The sequence below is a fragment of the Bacterioplanes sp. CLAM21 genome (assembly GCF_059641015.1).
This window is the reverse complement of the sequence record NZ_CM184929.1, coordinates 2,946,725-2,968,846: the sequence shown is the minus strand read 5'-3', so window position 1 is coordinate 2,968,846 and position 22,122 is coordinate 2,946,725. Positions and strand designations below refer to the sequence as shown.

Genomic DNA, 22,122 nt, shown 5'->3' with positions numbered 1-22,122 from the left:
ATTTAGCCTTGTTTAAATACGTGTTCATAAACATAGTTAGTGGCTTCTACGAAGCCGTCGATGCTACCGCAGTCAAAACGCTTGCCGCGGAATTTATAAGCTAATACGCAGCCTTCCTGCGCTTGTTTTAGTAGGGCATCGGTAATTTGTACTTCACCATTTTTGCCGGGTTCCGTGGCTTCAATTTTGTCAAAAATATCGGGTGTTAAAATATAACGGCCTATGATGGCCAAGTTGCTAGGTGCGTCTTCCTTATTGGGTTTTTCCACCATATCGGTGATGCGATAGAGGCCATCCTTCATGGGTTCACCGGCTATCACGCCGTACTTGTGCACTTCATCTTCAGGGACTTCTTGAATGGCGACAATGGAACAACGGAACTGTTGGTAGAGCTTTACCATCTGCGCCAGTACACCTTCGTCGCCTGGCTCAGGCATGCACAAGTCATCGGCCAATACCACGGCAAAAGGGTCATCCCCCATCAGGTTGCGGCCCGACAAAATCGCGTGACCTAGCCCCATCATGTGGTTTTGGCGGGTGAATGCAAAATCGTTGTCGTCGATTAAGGTGCGAATTGAATCCAGCAGCTCTTCCTTGCCAGAGCCGGCAATTTGGTGCTCCAGCTCGTAGCTGATATCAAAATGATCGGCAATCGCACGTTTGCCTCTGCCTGTAACAAAACCGACGGTATGCAAACCCGCTTCATGTGCTTCTTCCACGCCATATTGCACCAATGGCTTGTTCACGATCGGCAACATTTCTTTGGGCATAGCTTTGGTGGCGGGCAAAAACCGTGTGCCGTAGCCAGCAACGGGGAACAAGCACTTATGAATCATAGGGGGTCAATCCTTAGCAATGAAGTCGTTTAACCGAAGCGAGATTATGTCAGATTTGTTGCGTTATTGCGTCAATCCTCCCGTCAGACGTGGATCTCGGTAGAAAACATCAGCTGATAACAGTACTAGTACGCCAGCAAAAACAATGCCGTAACTGCGGCTCGATAGCCTGCGCGCTCTGGACTCAAAACACCGGCTCGGCGGTCGCCGCTATCAAGATGCTGCAAAGCGACGCCCGCTAGGATAACGATGTGCAAGGATCGCCAGGGTGAATATTAAGCTTGGAAAAATGGCCTTTGTTAACAGATTGGCGCAGTGATTGCCTGATATGACATATTCTCGTCAGGATTGTCAGCCATACTTAGGAAGCTTCTGAATAATTCTGCACTGCTCTACGGGGGACGCCAGAGAACGCTAGCTCGGTGTCGCCGTTCTTCGAGAGCGGTAACTGGCTTGTCATCTTGAGCCCTCCTGCCATCCTGAGCGAGCATGGAATTATTCACAGGTTCCTTAAGGTACCGCGGACTACGTAAGGAGTGTGCATGCAGATACATGGCCCTTTTGATCTGGTGCTGTTTGGCGGCTTAGGAGACTTGGCTCGGCGTAAGTTGCTGCCAGCGCTGTATATGCTGGATCTGGATGAACGCCTGCCTGCTGGCCATATCGTATTGATTTCCAGGCAATCCCTGGAGAGCGAGCAGCTGCGAGAACAGTTGCGAACCCAAGTGCAGCCTCATCTGTCAGCCACGGCATTTGATGCAGATTGCTGGCAGCGCTTTAGTAACAGAATTAGGCTCTATACCCTCGACGTTGCCGATCAGGATGCCTATGCCGGCCTGGAAAAACTGCTGTCAGGTGGTGCTAATAGGGTGTTCTATCTGGCCACTGGCTCAAATTTATACACTGATATTTGCCAGGGGCTGGATACGGCCGATCTGATCACGGAAGACAGCAAGGTCGTATTAGAAAAACCCATTGGGCACGATTTCTCTTCAGCTCAGGCCATCAATGAGGCGGTGGCACATTTTTTTCACGAAGCACAAATCTATCGTATTGATCACTATTTGGGCAAAGAAACAGTGCAAAACCTGATGGTCTTGCGATTTGCCAATTCTTTGTTTGAACATCAGTGGAATCATAAATACATCGACCATATCCAGATCAGTATTACCGAATCGCTGGGTGTGGAAAGCCGTGCCGGTTTTTATGATCAGGTCGGCGCGACCCGGGATATGTTTCAAAACCACTTGTTACAACTGCTGTGTATTACCGCGATGGAACCGCCAGCGCGGTTAGAGCCTGATGCCGTTAGGGATGAAAAAGTCAAAGTGTTAAGGGCGTTAAGAGCGGTAACCGCCAGCGCCATCGATGAGCATGTGGTGCGCGGCCAATACGATGCGGGTGTATCCGATGGCAAGCCAGTGCCGGGTTATCGCGAGGAGCCGGGAATTGCCCATCATAGCTATACCGAGACCTTTGTTGCCGCCAAGGTGCATATCGATAACTGGCGCTGGGCGGGCGTACCGTTTTATTTACGTACCGGCAAGCGTTTGGCCGAACGTGCCTGCGAAATTGTGGTGCACTTTAAGGAAATTCCACACTCTATATTTCCATTGCAACATAAAAACACCATGGCCAATAAACTGGTGTTTCGACTGCAGCCTGATGAGGGCATTCGATTGATGTTATGCGAAAAGAAAGTGGGCCCTGGCATGAGCGTACGACCGATGAATCTCAGCTTAAATCCCGCCAATTTAAAGCAAACTCGAGTGCCTGAAGCGTACGAGCGTTTGTTGTTTGATGTGTTAAGCGGCAATGCGACCTTGTTTTTGCGCAACGATGAGCTGATGGAGGCGTGGCGCTGGATTGACCCGATCTTAACCGGCTGGAAAGAATTGGAGCAGCGGCCAGAGCCTTATACCTCTGGAACCTGGGGGCCAGCAGCAGCGACCTTGTTGCTGGCCAAAGATGGGCGTTTGTGGGATGAGAGCAGCTAATGATTACCGATAATCGTTTTGAACGCAGTGAAGACCTGGCGCTGCAATTAGCCCGCGGTGTCGCCAGGCGCTTACAGCAAGCCATCGATGAGCGTGGACGAGCTTGTCTGGCGGTGAGTGGTGGCCAGACACCAAGGCTGTTTTTTGAGCAGCTGGCGCAGCAGTCCGTCGACTGGAATAAGGTGCTGATTACCCTGGTTGATGAGCGCTGGGTGGATGAAAACCATGGGCAAAGCAATGCCGCTCTGGTGCGCCGCTTGTTGTTGCAACAGCAGGCCGAAGAGGCGTTTTTTCTGCCGCTATACAATGGCGCTAGCAGTCCCGAAGATGGCTATATGGAATGCGAAAACCAGTTGCACGAGCTGATCGACCAGCTGGATGTAGCCGTGATGGGCATGGGCTTGGATGGCCATACGGCGTCCTGGTTTCCGCACTCGCCCGCACTGAATCACCTGTTAGATGAGCAAGGTGGTGCTTGGTGTTATCCGGTGATGGAGCAAACGCCAGCACGAATGAGCCTCACCTGGGGGCTCATCGCTCGCTGTGCCCACGTGTATTTGCATTTTGAAGGTGACGATAAAAACAGCACCTATGAGCAGGCTTGCGCTGAAACGCAGCAACAGGATTTGCATGTTATGCCGGTTCGGACCTTGCTGTTTCAATCTCAGGTGCCTACCAGTATTTATCGGAGCAGTTAAATGCACCCTGTGTTAGAGCAAGTCACCCAACGTATCCGTGATCGCAGTACAGCGAGCCGCCAGGCCTACCTTGAGCAAATGGCGCAGGCGCAACGTCAAGGGCCGTTGCGCCATCAACTGAGTTGCACCAACCAAGCGCACGATTTTGCTGCCGCCAGTGACGATGAAAAGCTGATTCTTAAAGCCAGTCACGGTGCCGCTAATATCGCTATTATCAGCGCGTACAACGATGTGTTATCGGCCCATGCGCCGTACGCTCATTACCCCATGCAGCTAAAAACAGCTCTGGCTCAACACGGGCACATAGGACAAATGGCCGGTGGTGTGCCGGCCATGTGCGATGGAGTGACCCAAGGGCAAGATGGCATGGAGCTGTCTCTGTTTAGTCGCGATACCATTGCGCTGGCAACAGCGGTGGCTTTGTCGCATCAGGTGTTTGATGGTGTGCTATTGCTCGGTATCTGCGACAAAATTGTGCCAGGACTATTAATGGCGGCGTTGCGCTTTGGCCATTTACCGGCTGTTTTTGTGCCGGCTGGCCCTATGCCATCGGGCATCAGCAATGCCGATAAAGCCAAAACCCGCCAACAGTTTGCCGCCGGTGAAGTGGATGAAACGGCACTGCTTGATAGCGAATTGCGATCTTACCACTCAGCAGGTACCTGCACTTTTTATGGTACGGCGAACTCCAATCAAATGCTGGTGGAGATGATGGGGCTGCAGCTACCTGGCTCTTCCTTTATTAACCCGGACGATCCATTAAGAGAACATCTCACCGCTGAGGCGGCTCGTACCGTTGCTAATCACACCGCCCTAAGCGGCGACTATTTGCCCATTAGTCAGATCGTCGATGAACGAAGCTTGGTGAATGCCATGGTGGGCTTGTTAGCGACGGGCGGCTCGACCAACCACAGCATTCATTTGCTCGCCATTGCCCATATGGCTGGCATTGTTTTGAGCTGGCAGGATTTGGCCGATTTGTCGTCGGTGGTGCCGCTGCTAACGCGTATTTATCCCAATGGCGATGCGGATATTAATGCCTTTCAAGCCTGTGGTGGCATGCCGTTGTTGATGAAAGAACTGGCCTCGGCGGGCTTATTACATACCGATGTTAATACCATTTTAGGCCGTGGCTTAACGCCTTATTTCCAAGAGCCTTATGTCAATGGCCAGGCTTTGGGCTGGCGTCCGGCAGTGAGCGAAAGTCTTGACTTGTCGGTGCAGGCGCCTGTGCACGCTCCGTTTATGCGTGAAGGCGGTTTAAAACGCCTCACTGGGCAATTGGGCGAGGCGATTATGAAGGTCTCTGCGGTGCCGGCGGATCGCTGGGTCATTGAAGCACCGGCGCGGGTATTTGATAGTCAACAACAGGTGTTAGCGGCTTACCAACAGGGTGAGCTGAATACCGATGTGGTGGTGGTGCTGCGATACCAGGGGCCAAGGGCTAATGGTATGCCCGAGTTGCATCAGTTGACGCCGGCATTAAGCAATGTGCAGCAAGCCGGACACCAGGTCGCTCTGGTCACCGATGGTCGCTTATCAGGTGCATCTGGTAAGGTGCCGGCAGCCATTCATTTGTCACCAGAGGCCTTACTTGGCGGCGCGCTGGCGTGTGTACGTGATGGCGATGTCATTCGTTTGGATGGCCATCGAGGTACCTTAGAGGTGCTGGCTGACGATTTTGATCAACGTACGCCAGATCCCGCGCCAAAGCTTATCCAGCAAGGCGTTGGGCGGGAGTTATTTGCAGTATTTCGTGAGCGTTGCAGCGCTGCCAATCAAGGTGCTATCAGCATTGCATGGAGGGATGAGTATGAGTCATGAACGCAGTATGTGGGACTTGTGGCTGCAGCGCGCCAAGGCGGTGATGCCAGTGATTGTAATTGATGAGGCGGACAATGCCGTGCCGTTGGCTCAAGCTTTGGTCGCTGGAGGCGTCAGGCTGTTAGAAATCACCTTGCGCACCGAATTAGGTTTGCAGGCCATCAGTCAAATTAAGCGTGCCGTGCCAGAAGCGATCGTCGGGGTCGGAACGGTTACCAGCGCCCGCCAGTTTGAGGAGGCAGTACATCGTGGTGCCGAGTTTGCAGTAAGTCCCGGTTGCAGTGCAGAGCTTATCGAATTTGCCCAGCAATGGGGCGGCCCTTATCTGCCTGGCGTGGCAACACCGTCAGAGGTAATGCGAGCGCGTGAGGCGGGTTTTCGTTATCAGAAGTTTTTTCCAGCGACGGCTGCGGGTGGTACAGCCATGCTAAAGGCCTTGGCGGGACCTTTTGCTGATGTGGCATTTTGTCCAACCGGTGGTATCAACGCCGATAATTATCAAGAATTTTTGGCCCTCGATAACGTGTTTGCCGTAGGCGGTAGCTGGCTCACGCCCAAAACGGCGATAACGGCACAAAACTGGCAAGCACTGACGTCACTGGCCATTGCCGTATAGCTGAGGTCTTCACCCACCAAAACGGAGGCCATCATGGCAGGGACGGTAGTTGAGCGATTGACACGGCGATTAGGCAGTATTTATTCCCATCTCGATAGCGATCAGTGCGAACAGATTGCCGCACAGGTTGAGCGTTTATTGCAGTCGTTTACTCGACCTGAACATGGTGCGAGAACCAATCGCTGGGATGAAAAAGACGTCATTCTGATCAGCTATGGCAATAGTATTCAAACGGCAGGAGAAGCGCCGCTGCAAACCTTGGGCAGATTTTTTCGCCAGCATTTACGCGGTGTTATTAATGCGGTGCACTTATTGCCGTTTTTTCCCTACAGTTCAGACGATGGTTTTGCTGTTATTGATTACCTGCAAGTGAACCCTGATTGGGGCGATTGGTCGGACATTGCGAGCATTGCCGAAGACTTTGATTTAATGATGGATCTGGTGATCAATCATTGCTCCCGAGAGCACTTGTGGTTTATTGATTACATCAGCAATCGTGAGCCTTACACCGACTATTTTATTGAAGTTGATCCCAGCCAGGATGTATCGGCAGTAACGCGGCCCAGGAATACGCCGTTATTAAGTCCGGTTTATACCCATCGCGGCAGGCGCCATGTGTGGGCGACCTTTAGCGACGATCAAATCGATCTGAACTTTGCTAATCCTGCTGTGTTGCTGGAGTTTGTACAGATTTTGCTGTTTTACATCGAAAAAGGTGCTCGTTTTATTCGCCTCGATGCCATTGCATTTTTATGGAAGCAGCTGGGCAGCAACTGCTTACACTTACCGCAAACCCATGCGCTGGTAAAACTGCTGCGTGATATTGTTGAATTGTGTGCGCCTGATGTGGTGATCATTACCGAAACAAATGTTCCGGTGGCAGAAAACCTCAGCTACTTTGGTCAGTCCGACGAAGCGCATATGGTGTATCAATTTGGTTTGCCGCCGCTGTTGCTGCACGCATTAAATCGTGGCAATTCAGATTTTCTCAGTCGTTGGGCGGCAGACATACCACCGCTGCCAATAGGGTGCAGTTATTTGAATTTTAGTGCCAGTCACGATGGCATTGGTGTGCGTCCAGTAGAAGGCATTTTGCCAGAGCGGGAAGTGCAGGACCTCATTGACTGTATGCATAGATTTGGCGGCTTTGTCAGTACCAAAACCAATGCTGATGGCAGTGAAAGCCCCTACGAAATCAATATCTCGTTATTTGATGCCTGCATGGGGACACGTCGTGGTGTCGATCATTATCAGGTGCCCAGGTTTTTATGTGCGCAAACCATCATGTTGAGCATGCAGGGCATTCCTGCTCTGTATTTGCACAGTTTGACAGCTACCCCCAACGATATTGCCCATGTTGAAGCCACTGGACGTACGCGTTCTATTAACCGCAAACAGTGGCAACTGGCAGAGCTAGAGTGCTTGCTAGAAAACCCAGTCACTCCACAAGCTGAAGTGTTTATTGCACTTAAGCGCTTGGTGCGGATTCGAACGCAACAGCCGGCTTTTCATCCTGACGCACAGCAGTCGGTCATTCATATTAATTCCGACCTGTTTATCATTAAGCGCCGTTGTGAGCAGCAAACGCTGTTTATGATCGCCAATGTCACAGAGCGCATTCTCGAGTTGCCCTTGGCGGTGCTGGGTTTTTTGCCGCAGGCCGTGTGTGATCTGCTGGCAGATCCGGACGTGCGTTTGCAGCAGCACTTGAATTTGGCACCTTATCAAGTGATGTGGCTAACTCAGCAGGCATTCTGAGCAGAAGTGTTATTAGTCGGTTGTAGATATATCGATTATCGCTATCCATTCGATCTTTTCCGCTGGACTGCTATCTTCCACAGCGTGAGTCGTGCACAGAAGTCTAGCAGCCGTTAGACACAAAGCTGAGCAGTCGCTTATTGTTAGATCAGGCGTCCGTGTCATCAGTGCAAGGCTTTAACTTCATAACAGTCAGGTTGGGAGCAAGATCATGACACTGAGCGAATTAAAAAAGCAGGTTCATCAAGCCGCTACCGAAGTGCGAGTGTTGGCCAATGAAGGCGATTTGTATTTGGTACAGGTGGTGCACGATGGACAAGAGTCATTATTGATGGAAAAGGATCACCCTAAGCGCTTTCGCAGCCTGGCTGAGTGCTCTGAAACTCTGGCAAAAGCCGGTGTTGAACGAGGCTATATGGTTACACCTATGCCTTGCGATGAAATGATTAACACCATTGATGATGAGCCACATCGCGACTTTCTGCCGATGAACTTTCACTAGGGCTGTTAACACTATTTAGCGCTTCGCTGCTGGAGTCAGTTGTTTCTCTGTCAGGGCTCAATGGCCCTGGCAAGACAGCGACTAGCGCAGCAGTTCGTCCTGATCGGCCTCAACAGCTTCGTACAGTTTTTCTAAAATATCTGGAATGGCGCTAATGACTCGGCTCCAGCTGGGGATAAAGGGCGTTTCCATTGGGTTGGCCAAAAAATGTTCGCCAGCGCGCATGATATTCTCGGCAAACAGCTCCACCGCTTGTTCTTCACAATGCCGATCTAATACTAAGCCGTTCATGCGGGCATCGTTGTCATAGGTCTCAATAAAATCGAGGGCGATACGATAATAGGTGGCTTTGATGGTACGGAAGGCTTCGGTAGTGAGAACTTCGCCTTGGGTTGCGAGCTTTCGAAAAATGGCTTTGCAAATGTCTGTGCTCATCTTGGACAGGCCAGCAGCGCTGTCGTCTTCCGACAATGGCTGATGTTTATGATCATAGCAATCAGCAATATCTACCTGGCATAAGCGATTGGTGGAATAATTCCGTTTCATTTCGGACAGTACACCGATTTCCAGCCCCCAATCACTGGGAATGCGAATATCGTTTAACACATCGACGCGCATAGAAAACTCGCCCGATAACGGATAGCGAAAACTATCGAGGTATTCGAGAAAGTCGAGGGCGCCAAAGGTTTTTTTTAATGCCCGAAGCAACGGTGTGACCAGCAGTCGACTGACGCGGCCATTCATCTTTTGTTGGGCGATACGGGCATAATAGCCCTTGGCAAATTCATAGTTAAAAGCAGGGTTGGCAACCGGATAAATAAGCCTAGCCAATAAGCTGCGATCGTAGGTGACGATATCGCAATCATGCAAGGCGACTGCTTCTGCGCGGCCAGAGGCCAATACGTAGCCGTAGCAGTACCAGACATTACGTCCCTTGCCCATTTCCTTTGGCGCCAAACCCTGCTGCTCGAGTAAGGTATCAAGCTTTTTCAGTCGCGGCCCGTCGTTCCATAGAATCCGGTGGTGTTGTGGCAAAACCGAAAAGAACTCGCGTGCATGGCGATATTGCTGTTGATCAGCGCGATCTAAACCAACAACAATTTCACTTAAATAGGGCACATCGCGAAGCTGTTCGACGATTTTCCCCAATGCCGGCCCTTGCAGCTCGGAGTACAGTGATGGCAACACCAGTGACATGGGCCTAACCCGCGCAAAGCTGCAAAGCTCTCGCTCCAGTGCTTCAACGGGCCGGTCAACCAAATTGTGTAAGTTGGTGATGATGCCATTTTGATAAAAATCCGCCACAGGTGCTCCTTGCTATTAGTGTTTGGTCGCCTGGTCTGGTAATGCATGCAGCCAGTCGAGAATGGCATAATTCCAGCCTTTACTGGCTCCATCGATGCAATAGCGACTATTGGGGTTGTTCAGACTCAGCGCCGGTTCATGGCCAGGTAATACAATGGCCAAATCCGCTGCCTCCAACATGGGAATATCGTTATCGCTATCACCTAGTGCGACGACTTTTATCGGCCGTTGCCACAGCTGCTGGTAATAGTTACTAAAAAACTCCAGCGCATCGGCTTTATCGCTTTGGCCCATAACGTGCCAGAAGCGCCCGCCAGCAACCATTTGCAGTCCATGCTGCTGCAGTTGCTGCTGAAACTGCAGACGTCGTTCTGCGCTGTCTTGCCAAACCAGAGGCTCTGTGCCGGAGCGCTGTTTGGCCCGGCTGGCACTGTCAACGTCCAGCCCGGTCAGTGAGCTCACTTCGAGTGCGGTCATGTCGTTAAAACCACGAAAGATAAAGCCCTGTTGACGCAGCTGATGAAGCACCTTAAGAATGCTGGCGTAACTGCTGCCAAGGATTTCGGCGTTGTAGTCATGGCTGGAATAGCCACTGTGGCCGTTTTTAGGCACGAACAACGCGGCGCCATTTTCACAGGCAAAGCCACTATCTAAATGCAGTTGGGCACGCAGCTGTACCATCTCGCTAAAGGTTTTGCTGCTGTTCATTAGGCAGGGAATATGCTTTTCCCGCAGTGCTGCCAACGCTGGCAGTGCTGCTGTGGCATCGTACCTCTGAGGGTCGAGTAAGGTGCCATCCAAGTCGGTCATTACAATCCAGGCAGGGTGAGTCATACAGCCTCCGGGGTTAATTGTATGTGCTGAACTTGATGTGCGTGGTTGAGCTGTAGCACCAAATCGGCATGCTCTGGCATGGTGTGCGCGGCGTGCTGGGTCAGGCGCTGGTAATGCTGAATAAACCGTTGCAGTTGTTTTTCATTTAATGAGCGGTCACATGGGGTGTGCGACTGTTGGCGATTTTGCTGCTCTTGCTGCCAACGCCATTGATACACCGCCTTCATGTCGGGTACTTGTAAACTGATTAAATAATCTAATTGCTGGAAGCACTGCTGGTAGTGGCCGTCGAGCTGCTGATTGACCCATTGGCGCCAGCGGCCATCGCTGTCTTCTTGTTGCTCTAACTCGTTTACCGCAGGCTGTAGTTGGCTCGCTGATTGCGCAGGGCAACCGACGCACCAGCCTTCGAATAGCACCATATCGATTGGTCCAGTAAAGGTATGCCAGGCACTGGGTGGCAGCAAGTCGTCACTGATTTTGTCGAACGCTGGGCCATGTATTGACTCACCTTTGGCCAAGCTTGGCAGTTGTTGCAACAGGCGAAAGCCAGTGTGCATATCATGAGTGCCAGGCACACCGCGGGTAGCCAATAGCGGGTGGATGTCATGTGCCAGTTTTTGACGTTGTTGATGCGATAAGTACAAGTCATCAAGGGACAGTACTGCCAGGTTCCAATCGAATGCACGTCGAAACCAATGAGCCAGGGCCTGACTCAGAGTCGATTTGCCAGATCCCTGACCACCTTGAATACCAACAATAATCGGTCTTTGTGCCTGTATCCGCAAACTGGCTAGCCAGCAAGCAAGCGGCAGCCAGACGCTTTCTAGCTGCGCCAGCCAGGTGTTAGGAAGGTCCATTTCCGGTGGCAGATGGGCCAGTTGTGTCAGCAGGTGTTGATCCTGCTCGATTGGCCAAAGAGACTCACTCATGAATACCCCTGTGTCTTATCAAGACCAGCTATAAGGAGTGATGTGCAGACACCGTGCCAGCCACGAAATATCGGCGTATCATGGCCGCAACAGCGATGATGTGCCCACTTCAGGTGCTGGCGTGTTAATAGTGAGTATAGTTGCACCGGGCTGGTGCGCATTGAACAGTAGGAGATTATCGATGGTCGATACCGTGGCCTATCAAGGTACGCGTGGTGCGTATTCTCATTTGGCCTGTTGCCATGTTTTTCCCGCAGCCGAGGCATTGGCCTGCGATGATTTTCATGCCGCCCTGGCCATGGTGGAAGACGGCCAGGCGGATCGCGCCATGATCCCACTGGAAAACTCCACCGCTGGGCGGGTAGAAGAAATTTACCGGTTATTGCCAAATACCTCGTTGTCGATTATCGCCGAGCATTTTGAGCCGGTAAATCATTGTTTATTGGCCCCGGCAGGGGCACGCATTGAAGACATTCGTCAGGTCGCTTCTCACCCGCAAGCGCTGGCACAATGTCAGCAGCGATTGCGCAATTTGGGCATGCAAGCGGTGGCTGCAGTCGACACTGCCATCTCAGCTCGCCAGTTAAGTGAAGGTGCCCAGCCAGGTCAGGCTGCCATTGCATCTAGCTTGGCAGCAGAATTGTATGGGTTGGATATTCTGCAGCAGAATTTTCAGGACGTATCTGGCAACACTACGCGCTTTTTGGTGTTTGCCAGAGAGCAAGCCCATCAGCATTACCAGCCTGAAGAGCACTATATTACGAGCCTGTTGTTTACCGTGCGCAACATTCCTGCAGCTTTATATAAAGCTCTGGGTGGTTTTGCCACCAATGGCGTCAACCTGATTAAATTGGAAAGCTATATGGATGGCGGCACCATGGAAGCCAGCCATTTTCATGTGGATATGTATGGCCACCCTCAGCAGCCGGCGATGCAGCATGCGCTGGAAGAACTACGCTATTTTGCTCGCGAACTGAGAATATTAGGAACTTACCCAGCTCATCGATATCGCCGTCGGGCCGAATTTGTCTGACGCATTAATTGGCCAGCCAGCGTTGAAGCATGTCTTGCAATTGCTGGCGGTTAACCGGCTTGGCTAAAAAATCATTCATACCCGATTGTTGCGCCTGCTGTTGATATTCGTCCAATGCGTGGGCACTGAGAGCGATGATAGGCAGTGTCTGATTGAACTGGCGGATGGTTTTGGTGGCTTCAAACCCGTCCAGATAGGGCATTTCACAATCCATTAAAATCAGCGCAGGTTCTTGGCCGGGAATTAAGGCATCGACCAGACTTTGGCCATCGGCAAATAGCCGCTGGTTATAGCCTAAATAACGCAGCATGCCGGATACCACTTTTTGATTGACCGGGTTGTCTTCAGCAACCCAGATGATGCCGTCGTGTTGCAATCTCGGTTGATCTTCGCTGACATTGCTTTTGTGATGACCGACACAGCCGCTGTCTAACTCCAATATTGATCGCAACAATTGCATGGTTGTGATGGGAGTCGACAGAGTTATTTGCTGCTGTGCGATTAGCCGAAGTTGCTGCGAAGAAATAGCCTCAATGCGCATTTCTGACGATGTGCTGGTGCTGATGTTGGCAAGCTGTAAGGTGTCTTGTACCAGGGCGTGTAAGGGATGCGTTGCTGCCACTTTATTAGTGAGCTGTATTGTTTTAAAGGACTCCAGTGGCATCGGATCGCTGGTAATACAGTCTGGTAAATGCAAACGAAATACCGAACCCTGGCCAGGCTGGCTGCTGACTTCAATCTTGCCTCCGAGTAGCTTGGCCAACTGCTGGCAGATACTGAGCCCTAATCCGGTACCACCATAGTGGCGCGACGTGGAGCGGTCAGCCTGACTGAAATGGTCGAACAGTTGGCCTAGATAGCTGTCTTCGATGCCAATGCCTGTATCGATAACATCAATGCTCAGTCCTTGATCTGGATAGTGTAAACGGATCTCAACATGGCCCTGTTGGGTGAATTTTATGGCGTTGCTTACCAGGTTGGTAATGATCTGCCTGAGCCTGGATGGGTCGGTATAACACAAACGCAGCAATGGTTTATCAAAGCGGGCAAATAGGGTTAGACCCTTTTCACTGGCGGTGTGCTGATACAGCATTAAGCAATCGCTGATAAGCTGCTCTAAATCTGTTTCTTCTTGCTGCAGCTCAAGTTTTCCAGATTTTATTTTCGATAAATCCAGGATGTCATTTAATACCGTCATTAATGAGCGGCCTGAGCTGCTAATGGTATCTGTTAGCCGGCGTTGATCTTCTGACAGTGGCGTATCTTGCAGTAATTGTGTCATGCCTAAAACGCCGTTGAGAGGGGTGCGAATCTCGTGTGACATCATGGCTAAAAACTGACTTTGTGCTTGCTGCTCGGCTTCGCTTTGGCGCCGCTTTAATTCGGCTTCCTGGGCATGGAAACGGGTTCGGAGTGCTTCACGTTGTGCACTGAGTAGCTGTTGCTCGGTTTGCAAAAAACGCAGGCGTTGCTGATGGAAACGCAAGGCAATGGCCAGTCCATGCACCAGCATCAAAAGCACAAAACCAACGTGGGAGGCATGAATGATCCAGAAATGCAGGGGCAGCCAGCCCTGGCGGGCAATAACGTGAACAATAACGCCGGCAAATAACACTAACCAGCCGCAGGTGTACATGATGGCCGAATAGTGCTTTTGCAAACTGGCAGTAATGCCAATGACCAAAGCGCTGATGCAAATTCCAATCACCACCAGCATGACCCATTGTACGGCACTGGAAAAGGGCAGTAAAAAACAGGCCAATACGGCCGACCAGGCAAACATTAGGGTGATTTTTTGTAGTCGAAATAAGGTGTGGGTGTAGCGTTGTTTTAGTTCCAAAAAATGGTTGGCAAATAAACAACTAAAGACAGCGGCAAACGACATGCCAGTCAGGGTGGCCCGCTGCTGCCACCATATTTGCTGCGACCACAGATACTGAAAACCAAAGCCTTCAATGGCAATATAAAACAGCCCATAAGCGCAGACAAAACCAATGTAATACAGGGCATAGCGCTCTCGGTTGACTAAATAAATAAACAGGTTATAGAGCAACACTGCAGCGATAAAACCAATGTAAGCACCGGCGCCGGCATATAGGTTACCTTGCATGGTTTGCAAGTCTTGCTGGCGCCACAGCTCTAGTGGAAACTGCAATGTACCTTCTGTATCGACGTAAAAATAAAACTGATAATGACCCGGTTGATGCAGATTAAGTGGTACCTGAAACCACTGACTTGCAATGGGCCTTTGTGCAAACGGATGTTTATCGCCGAGTACCCAGATGCCTTGCAACTGACCGTCACGCAAAGCGTAAACCGTGACGTTATCGAGAATCGGGTTGTCTATCACTAGGTTCCAGCCGCTGGCGGGCATGTCGACATCCAGTTGCAAGCGAAACCAGATAGGGTGCTGTCTGAGGCCAAAGTTGGCCGTGGCAGAGTTTACTGTTTGCCAAATGGCCTCTTTGGGCAGAGCTTGCAGGGATGGTGTTTGCTCACTGGGCTGCCAGTAGGCCAAGCGTGATGATAACAGCTGCCCCGACAGCTCATCAGACAGCACTAGTCGCTCGCCGCTAGCGTGCGAGAGACAGATCTGGCTCAGCAGTATCAGAGCCCATAACAAGCGAATTTTGATGGCGATAATCACCTGGCGTCATCCCCTGCCATTTTCTAAAAGCCCGGTGAAAAGTGCTGGCTTCGGTGTAACCCAGTTTGGACGCGATGGTCTGAATACTGATGTCTTGGTGGCGCAGCAGGGTACATGCTTCTTCCTGGCGACGTTCATCTTTCAGTTGTTGGTAGGAGCTTTGCTCATCATGTAGACGCCTACGAAGTGTAGCACTGGACAGCTGTAGCGCTTTGGCGGCTAGATTTAAACAGGGCAGCTCATCAATGGGTTGCTGGCGGAATAAGCGTCGCAGGCGCCCGGTGGTGCTTTGGTGAGGATTGGGCCTGGCGAGAAAATCAGCCGGGGAGTGGTGCAAAAATGCCTGCAAAGATACCGCGGTCTGGGTAATCGGCAGTGACAAGCTAGCAGTTGGAATGTGCAGGCAGGTGTGTGGCTGGTTAAAGTCAACGGGGGTAGCGAATAACGACTGATACAGCTCAGCATGACGTGGTGCTGCATAGCTACAGCTTACGCGTAGCAAGGGGATGCCCTGATCCACCAACCAGCTGGCCAGACGATGCCAGATGGCCAATAAGGACTCGGCTAAAAAGTGGTCTGGATCATACTCATGCGCCATCTCGATCATCAGCTTGGATACCTGTGGCCCTTTCACTAGATGCACATTGGGTGCTTGTGGAAACAGAGCGTAAAAGCGCTGCGCGCGGCTTAAGGCATGTTCGAGTGACGAGCAACTAATAATCGCTTTGCACATCATACTGAAGGTGCCAAAACGACTACTCACAGGCGCAAGTCCCATAAATTCATCGTCGGTCTCATGCCACACCGTCGCCATAAAGTGGGCGTATTGGCTGTTGTTCAGGCTGAGTTTTTCAGAGCAGTGCAGGGCTTCGGGCAACCCCGCGTGTTGCCAAATCTCTCGGCTATTAATACCGCGGCGCTCTAAAGCTCTAAGAGGCGCATCAACAAAGGGGCGTGGAATCACAATTGGCTACCCGAACGGTAGCCATGCTTAGTGATGCTGAAAAACCGTTGTGCGATTGCGGCCGGTTTCCTTGGCATGATTAAGGGCCTTCTGTGCTGCTTGCTGCCATAGGGCAGGTGAATCAAAAGGCGGCTGGCTGCAGGCAACGCCGATACTGACTGTGATGGATATTTCATGGCCAGGAACTGTGATGGTCATGTTTTCAACATCCTTGCGGATGCGCTCGGCAAAATGGACGGCTTGTTGCTCGTCGGTATCAATCAGCATAACGGCGAAGGTTTCGCCGGTAAAGCGACAAGCACTGTCGGTTTGCCGCAGGGTTTGCCGTAACGTGGCTGCCAAGGTACGCAGCACCTCATCCCCCGCTTGATGGCCATATTCGCTGTTGATATGGCGAAAATCATCGACATCAACCAGAACCAAGCTGGATGACTGGTGGCTTCGTTCGTTGCGTTTATGTTCATCCGCAAATTTAGGCTCCCAATGGGGCCGATTGAGCAGTTCAGTCAGGTGGTCAAACTGATGCAATTCGCGCAGTGACTGGTTGGCATGAATGGCGTCTTCGCGGTTGATGGCGATATCGGTAACGTCGTAAACGATGAGGCAGATATGATCAACACTGCGATCGATGGACTCCAATGGAATCATGCTGGTGTTTTGGTACATGGTCGCCGCACGACCTGTAATTGGGCGATAATTTTTGAATTTAAATAGATACGGCCGTTGTTCCCAAATGGTAAAGGTACGCGTTTTTAGCTGAAACACTGGCTCAGCTTTTTGCATAAACCAGTCACGGGGAATTTCGTCAAACAGGTCGAACAACACTTCTTCTTTAGCGTGTTGTGGGCTGATACCGCTGTGGCTTTCCATAAAGCCGTTCCACAACTGAATGCGGTAGTCTTTGTCGAGCACCACCAAGCCGACATCAATGTTTTGCAAAATGTCCATTAACCAGTGGATGTCGCCAAATTCTATGTTCGGATCTTTCATGGGTTAATCCAGCAAGTAATCGATGACTTTGTTTAGCTTGAGTACCGAATCTTCTGTAAACAACAGCAGCAAATCACAATCTATATTGACGTGCTCTAAGGTGTAGTGAATTTCAATGGCCAGAGTTTTGGTCCACTGATGGTTGCCACTGCGCAAAATATCTTCGGCCATGCAGTGCTGTCCTAGCACCACGGGGTGGCCTTGGTTGAAATGAATTTCTAGTTGCTCACCAATACCATGAACACAGGCGCCAATAAGCACAGAGCTGACATCCATTAATAGCTCCAGCTCACCATACCGATTTAACGGGCCTTGATAATTCATTAAGGCGGCCAAATCTTGAAAGCTAGTGTCCTTAAACAGCAACAGCGCTTCACCGGCGATGCCAGAGCCAATAAAGCCCTGACAAACGGCGGATACCGCGGTATCTTGCTCAGCATCCTGAATTGCCATGCTGAGTTCACTTGACTCAATCATGTTCACTTTGGGAATGGGCAGTACGACGTAGGCATCCAACAACCTGGCCAAGCGGTCTGCAGCCTGGCCCATCGCGACATTGCTCAACTCCTGATAGCAATCACGTTGGTCTTCCGTGATGTTGATATCAGTCATACTAAGCTCCGGTCATGATGCCGTATTCAGTCAGGACGGCGCGGGCCTTTTCCTGATCGATGGGTTTTTTAATAAATGCCATGGCGCCGAGTTTGCGTACCCGCTCTTGGGCGTCAGGTTGAATGTCGCCAGACACCACAATCACCATGGCAGGCAAATCTTCGCGGCGGATGGTCTCCAGTACCCCATAACCGTCTAGGTTGGGCATGGTGAGGTCCAAAAACACCACTTCTCCTTTGCCTTGACGAATGGCTTCTACGCCCTCAACACCGTCACAGGCGAAGTGCACTTCGATGTCCCAGCCGTCAGGCAGGGCGCGTTTCATCTGTTTGCGCGCGAAGCTGGAATCGTCACAGATCAATACATTGGTAGCCATAACAGGGACAGTTCACTTCCGAATTTCCTGTTACAGGTGTAGATGCTGAGGCTGGCTTCAGCAACCCAACGAAGGAATAAAGTGGCCACTGATGGCCACTTATAACATCCATCAGCTGCGTTGATCGTATACCGCCACCAGTTGGCGACTGAGGGCCAATAGGGTGCCGTCAGAGCGGGCGATGCGGGCCTCGGTATGGCCGTAGCCGTGATGGGCTTGGCGAATATCAACGTCGTAATAGAGCCATTCATCACCCGCGATATCGTCTAGTAGCTCAAGTGGAGCAATGATTTCTAAATTCCAGCTGATACTGGCACAGGGCGCAGGTTGTTTCAGCTTTTGCAGCAATGCTGGCGGCCAAGCGTCTATTAAGGCCACCAGTTGAGGTGTATCTATACGTGCGGCTGGATCTTTCAAGCGCATCCAGCCACGCAGATGATTGTGCGGACTGTTGCTAAAGGGAAAACCACCATCGACATAAGTGAAGTCGATGTGTTGTACAAATTCCGGGGTCAGCCCCTGAATGTAGGGCATGGCCTGCCCGGCGCCAGCCTCGCCGACGTCCAAGGTGGGAGCACTGATGTCCACTTCTGAGCTGCGTTCCTGGCCAAAGCAGGCATTGACCCGGGTAGCGACTTCACCATCTTGATACAGCTCGGCTTCCCAGTGGCTGACGCTACGACCTGAGCGCAGATCGCGAACGTCCAATCGACACGGCTGATTGCACAACAGGGGGCCGCAGAATTGTACTGCCAGGGCGCGTAACGGCACCGCTTCTGGTAATTGAGACAGGATGCGCTGCAACAGCAATGCCGCTGACATGCCGCCAAATGTGGTACGTCCTTGGCCCCAGCTGGCGTCAATGCAAAGTTCGTCTTGTTGAGTGGCCAGCGTCAGATAATCTGGCAATGACATAGGCTGTGTCATAAATATCGGTAGTCTGTGAAAAGCCTCTATCATACGTGTGCTAAAGCGGGTCTGTCGTTTCCTCAGCCGGGACAGTCTGTTGCGTTGTTAGGCAAGGGTATTTGGTCAAAGGTGCAGGCAGATGACATTGCATCATTACAGCTACGAAAAAATCCGGTATAACGCCTGCTTTTCATACAGGAGAAACGTATGTCACTGTCGCTAACGTTACGCGCTGAACGCTTTGTCGCCACGCTGCGGCATTGCCAGGTGTTGGGGCTGACGGTTGAACAGGCCGATGAGGCCAGCCTGATCATGCGCTTGCCTTATGATCAACGCATTGTCGGTAATCCAGCGACCGGTGTTGTTCACGGTGGCAGTTTGACCACCTTGATGGATACCGCCTGCGGCACTGCCGTATTTGCTACTTTGCCCGGCTTTGAGCTGTGTCCGACGTTGGATTTGCGCATGGATTATATGAAGGCGGCGACACCCGATGTGGATTTGCTGGCCGAAGCTCGTGTGACCCGAGTGGCGTCGAGTGTGGTGTTTACCGAATGTGAGGTGGTGCAATGGCTCGACGGCGAACGTGATTTAATCGCTCGCTGTGCTGCCACTTTTATGCGCATTGGTGAAAATATGACGCCACCTGAGTTTCGCGCCCGCATTGAACAAGGAGGGGCGGCATGAGCTTTGAACAGATTTTAAAACAGGCTCGTGACGATGGTGATTTTCAGCCCTTGGTTGACGCCATTCCTTATGCTGGCCTGATTGGCCTGCAGTTTCAGCGCTTTGGTAAAGACGTATTATTTCAACTGCCAAAAAATGACGACAATATTGGCAACCCTATTTTACCCGCCATTCACGGTGGTGTGATTGGTGGTTTTATGGAGCTGTCGGCATCGCTGCATTTGTTAATGACCATGGAAACACTGGCTATGCCGAAAATGATCGATTTTTCTCTCGATTATCTGCGTGCTGGCCGTCATCAAGACACCTTTGCTGAATGCCAAGTCTGGCGCCAAGGCAGCCGGGTAGCGAACGTCGCTATTACCGCCTGGCAGGCTGAGCGGGTGACGCCGATTGCCACCGCCAGAGCGCATTTTTTGCTGACCCGCTGAGCGCTATCAGTCGATTGTCTTAGGTCATGTAAAAACACTATGGCCTAGCCTGCAAAGGGCTGGCCAGTGTCAGCGCTTTACGTTACTCTGCTGTCGATTCTGTCGGGGTGCCCTAAATGAGGGGCTGAGATCGCAATTGCGGATCCCGTTGAACCTGATCTGGTTAGCGCCAGCGTAGGGAACAGAAACGACGGTTGTTGACAGACAGTTCTGTCGTTCGCTTCGATGACCGCACACTTTCTGCTGCTTTTCCTTCGCTGCCTGCCATTTGTTTTTCTGACAAATATGAGCACGGCAATGACTAAAAAAACAACGTCTTTAGCACAACTGCAAGTTGATGCCTTATCAACCCAGCCTTTTCCTGCGTCGCAAAAAATTCACCTGCCAGGTGAGCTACATGACATTGCTGTAGCAATGCGTCGCATTGATTTATCGCCAACACAAACAGCCAATGGCACAGAAGAAAATGCACCAATTCGGGTGTATGACACCTCGGGTCCTTATACCGACCCTACACAGAATATTGATGTACGCCAAGGGCTCAATAATAAACGCCAGGCTTGGATAGACGCACGCAAGGATTGCGAACAGCTGGATCAATTCTCGTCGAGCTATGCCAGTGTGCGCGATCAAAACATCGCCTTGGAAGCGGTTAAATTCCAACACAAACGCAAGCCTCTGCGTGCCAAAGCAGGTCACAATGTGTCGCAGTTGCATTACGCTAGACAAGGTATTATTACACCGGAAATGGAATATGTGGCGATTCGCGAAAACCTCGGCTTAAACCGCGAGCAGCTCGCCCGCTACCATACCAGTCAGCACCCAGGGCAGAGTTTTGGGGCCAATATTCCAGATTACGTCACCGCAGAATTTGTGCGTGATGAAATTGCTCGCGGACGAGCAGTGATTCCCAATAATATCAATCACCCTGAAAGTGAACCGATGATTATTGGCCGTAACTTTCGCACTAAGGTAAATGCCAATATTGGCAATTCGGCGGTGACGTCATCGATCGAAGAAGAAGTGGAAAAAATGGTATGGGCGACACGCTGGGGTGCCGATACTGTGATGGACTTGTCTACTGGCGATAATATTCACGAAACACGCGAATGGATTATTCGCAATTCACCGGTTCCGATTGGTACAGTGCCTTTATATCAGGCCCTGGAAAAATGCGGTGGCGTAGCTGAGGATTTAACCTGGGAGCTGTATCGCGATACGCTCATCGAGCAAGCGGAGCAGGGTGTGGATTATTTCACCATTCACGCTGGTGTGCGTTTGCATTTTATTCCGATGACGGCGAATCGCGTTACCGGCATCGTCAGTCGCGGCGGATCTATCATGGCCAAATGGTGTTTGGCGCACCATCAAGAAAGCTTTCTCTACACCCACTTTGAAGATATCTGCGACATCATGAAAGCCTACGATGTTTGCTTCTCTTTGGGCGATGGGTTACGTCCTGGTTCAATTGCCGATGCCAATGACGAAGCACAAATGGCGGAATTACGGACCTTAGGCGAGCTGACCAAAATTGCTTGGCAGCACGACGTGCAAACCTTTATTGAAGGGCCGGGCCATGTGCCCATGCACCTGATTAAAGAAAATATGGATGAGCAGCTAAAGCACTGCGGAGAAGCGCCATTTTATACCTTAGGGCCGCTGACGACGGATATTGCCCCTGGTTACGATCATATTACCTCGGGTATAGGGGCGGCGATGATTGGCTGGTATGGCTGCGCCATGCTGTGTTATGTCACACCGAAAGAGCATTTGGGTTTGCCCAATAAAGATGACGTTAAAACCGGGCTAATTACCTACAAAATTGCCGCCCATGCGGCGGATTTGGCAAAAGGCATTGCTGCAGCTCAATGGCACGATGACGTGATGTCAAAGGCGCGCTTTGAGTTTCGCTGGCAAGATCAGTTTAACCTCGCTCTCGACCCGGATACCGCACGCGCGTTTCACGATGAAACCCTGCCCAAAGAAGGCCATAAGCAAGCGCATTTTTGCTCCATGTGTGGGCCTAAATTCTGCTCTATGAAAATTTCCCAGGAAGTGCGTGAGGCCGCCGCAAATGGTGAGCTAGAGCAGGGCATGGCGGAGATGGCCGACAGCTTTCGACAACAAGGCAGTGAGCTGTATCAACCGGCAGCAACGTCAGAGGTGTGACC

The 22,122-nt window shown here is 51.2% G+C and carries 20 protein-coding genes and 1 riboswitch; of the genes, 10 read left to right on the top strand and 10 right to left on the bottom strand.

Features of this window, described 5'->3' with window-relative positions; all coding sequences use genetic code 11:
• Positions 1-2: 2 nt before the first annotated feature.
• On the bottom strand, positions 3-836 hold the full coding sequence (gene galU, locus AC55FS_RS13460) for a UTP--glucose-1-phosphate uridylyltransferase GalU (RefSeq protein ID WP_496932772.1): 834 nt from the start codon (positions 834-836) through the stop codon (positions 3-5).
• Between the two features lie 542 nt (positions 837-1,378).
• On the opposite strand from galU, the gene zwf reads away from it, so the two are divergent.
• From zwf to AC55FS_RS13430, 6 genes are all read left to right on the top strand, one after another.
• On the top strand, positions 1,379-2,833 hold the full coding sequence (gene zwf, locus AC55FS_RS13455; protein ID WP_496932771.1) for a glucose-6-phosphate dehydrogenase: 1,455 nt from the start codon (positions 1,379-1,381) through the stop codon (positions 2,831-2,833).
• A complete protein-coding gene (gene pgl, locus AC55FS_RS13450) occupies positions 2,833-3,531 on the top strand; it encodes a 6-phosphogluconolactonase (protein ID WP_496932770.1) in 699 nt (232 codons plus the stop codon). The genes zwf and pgl overlap by 1 nt, the downstream gene beginning before the upstream one ends.
• Complete coding sequence (gene edd / locus AC55FS_RS13445; RefSeq protein ID WP_496932769.1) at positions 3,532-5,355, top strand: phosphogluconate dehydratase; 1,824 nt, start codon at positions 3,532-3,534, stop codon at positions 5,353-5,355.
• Positions 5,345-5,971 (top strand): bifunctional 4-hydroxy-2-oxoglutarate aldolase/2-dehydro-3-deoxy-phosphogluconate aldolase, encoded by a 627-nt coding sequence (eda, locus tag AC55FS_RS13440; RefSeq protein WP_496932768.1) that lies wholly within the window; start codon positions 5,345-5,347, stop codon positions 5,969-5,971. Before edd ends, eda begins: the two co-directional genes overlap by 11 nt.
• A 33-nt stretch (positions 5,972-6,004) precedes the next feature.
• The gene (locus AC55FS_RS13435; protein ID WP_496932767.1) at positions 6,005-7,729 is read left to right on the top strand and encodes a sugar phosphorylase; all 1,725 of its coding nucleotides are present in this window, start codon (positions 6,005-6,007) and stop codon (positions 7,727-7,729) included.
• Positions 7,730-7,940: 211 nt separating this feature from the next.
• Positions 7,941-8,231, top strand: coding sequence for a DUF6482 family protein (locus AC55FS_RS13430; protein WP_496932766.1), 291 nt, complete (start codon positions 7,941-7,943; stop codon positions 8,229-8,231).
• A gap of 81 nt (positions 8,232-8,312) precedes the next feature.
• On the opposite strand, the gene AC55FS_RS13425 is transcribed toward AC55FS_RS13430, so the two are convergent.
• The 3 genes from AC55FS_RS13425 to AC55FS_RS13415 are packed head-to-tail and all read right to left on the bottom strand — an operon-like array spanning position 8,313 to position 11,302.
• Positions 8,313-9,536: a glycosyltransferase family protein gene (locus tag AC55FS_RS13425; protein WP_496932765.1), complete on the bottom strand. Its 1,224-nt coding sequence runs from the start codon at positions 9,534-9,536 to the stop codon at positions 8,313-8,315.
• A gap of 15 nt (positions 9,537-9,551) precedes the next feature.
• Positions 9,552-10,370, bottom strand: coding sequence for an HAD-IIB family hydrolase (locus AC55FS_RS13420; RefSeq protein ID WP_496932764.1), 819 nt, complete (start codon positions 10,368-10,370; stop codon positions 9,552-9,554).
• Positions 10,367-11,302, bottom strand: a complete 936-nt coding sequence (locus tag AC55FS_RS13415) for a hypothetical protein (RefSeq protein ID WP_496932763.1) — start codon at positions 11,300-11,302, stop codon at positions 10,367-10,369. Before AC55FS_RS13415 ends, AC55FS_RS13420 begins: the two co-directional genes overlap by 4 nt.
• 181 nt (positions 11,303-11,483) lie before the next feature.
• On the opposite strand from AC55FS_RS13415, the gene AC55FS_RS13410 reads away from it, so the two are divergent.
• A complete protein-coding gene (locus AC55FS_RS13410) occupies positions 11,484-12,335 on the top strand; it encodes a prephenate dehydratase (protein WP_496932762.1) in 852 nt (283 codons plus the stop codon).
• Positions 12,336-12,339: 4 nt separating this feature from the next.
• On the opposite strand, the gene AC55FS_RS13405 is transcribed toward AC55FS_RS13410, so the two are convergent.
• The 6 genes from AC55FS_RS13405 to AC55FS_RS13380 all read right to left on the bottom strand — a co-directional run bounded on the left by AC55FS_RS13405 (position 12,340) and on the right by AC55FS_RS13380 (position 18,839).
• Complete coding sequence (locus AC55FS_RS13405; protein WP_496932761.1) at positions 12,340-14,982, bottom strand: hybrid sensor histidine kinase/response regulator family protein; 2,643 nt, start codon at positions 14,980-14,982, stop codon at positions 12,340-12,342.
• A complete protein-coding gene (locus tag AC55FS_RS13400) occupies positions 14,909-15,946 on the bottom strand; it encodes an AraC family transcriptional regulator (RefSeq protein WP_496932760.1) in 1,038 nt (345 codons plus the stop codon). The genes AC55FS_RS13405 and AC55FS_RS13400 overlap by 74 nt, the downstream gene beginning before the upstream one ends.
• 27 nt (positions 15,947-15,973) lie before the next feature.
• Positions 15,974-16,936, bottom strand: coding sequence for a GGDEF domain-containing protein (locus AC55FS_RS13395; protein WP_496932759.1), 963 nt, complete (start codon positions 16,934-16,936; stop codon positions 15,974-15,976).
• Positions 16,937-16,939: 3 nt separating this feature from the next.
• Positions 16,940-17,548 carry a histidine kinase gene (locus tag AC55FS_RS13390; RefSeq protein ID WP_496932758.1) on the bottom strand — a complete coding sequence of 203 codons (609 nt, stop codon included), beginning with the start codon at positions 17,546-17,548 and terminating at the stop codon, positions 16,940-16,942.
• 1 nt (position 17,549) lies between these two features.
• Positions 17,550-17,924, bottom strand: coding sequence for a response regulator (locus AC55FS_RS13385; protein WP_496932757.1), 375 nt, complete (start codon positions 17,922-17,924; stop codon positions 17,550-17,552).
• A gap of 111 nt (positions 17,925-18,035) precedes the next feature.
• A complete protein-coding gene (locus tag AC55FS_RS13380; protein ID WP_496932756.1) occupies positions 18,036-18,839 on the bottom strand; it encodes an acyl-CoA thioesterase in 804 nt (267 codons plus the stop codon).
• A 201-nt stretch (positions 18,840-19,040) separates the two neighbouring features.
• Between AC55FS_RS13380 and AC55FS_RS13375 the strand changes: the two genes are divergently transcribed.
• From AC55FS_RS13375 to thiC, 3 genes are all read left to right on the top strand, one after another.
• Positions 19,041-19,520, top strand: a complete 480-nt coding sequence (locus AC55FS_RS13375) for a PaaI family thioesterase (RefSeq protein WP_496932755.1) — start codon at positions 19,041-19,043, stop codon at positions 19,518-19,520.
• Positions 19,517-19,951, top strand: a complete 435-nt coding sequence (locus AC55FS_RS13370; protein WP_496932754.1) for a PaaI family thioesterase — start codon at positions 19,517-19,519, stop codon at positions 19,949-19,951. The genes AC55FS_RS13375 and AC55FS_RS13370 overlap by 4 nt, the downstream gene beginning before the upstream one ends.
• A gap of 93 nt (positions 19,952-20,044) precedes the next feature.
• A riboswitch (TPP riboswitch) is annotated at positions 20,045-20,149 on the top strand.
• Between the two features lie 99 nt (positions 20,150-20,248).
• Positions 20,249-22,120: a phosphomethylpyrimidine synthase ThiC gene (gene thiC, locus AC55FS_RS13365; protein ID WP_496932753.1), complete on the top strand. Its 1,872-nt coding sequence runs from the start codon at positions 20,249-20,251 to the stop codon at positions 22,118-22,120.
• Positions 22,121-22,122: the final 2 nt, after the last annotated feature.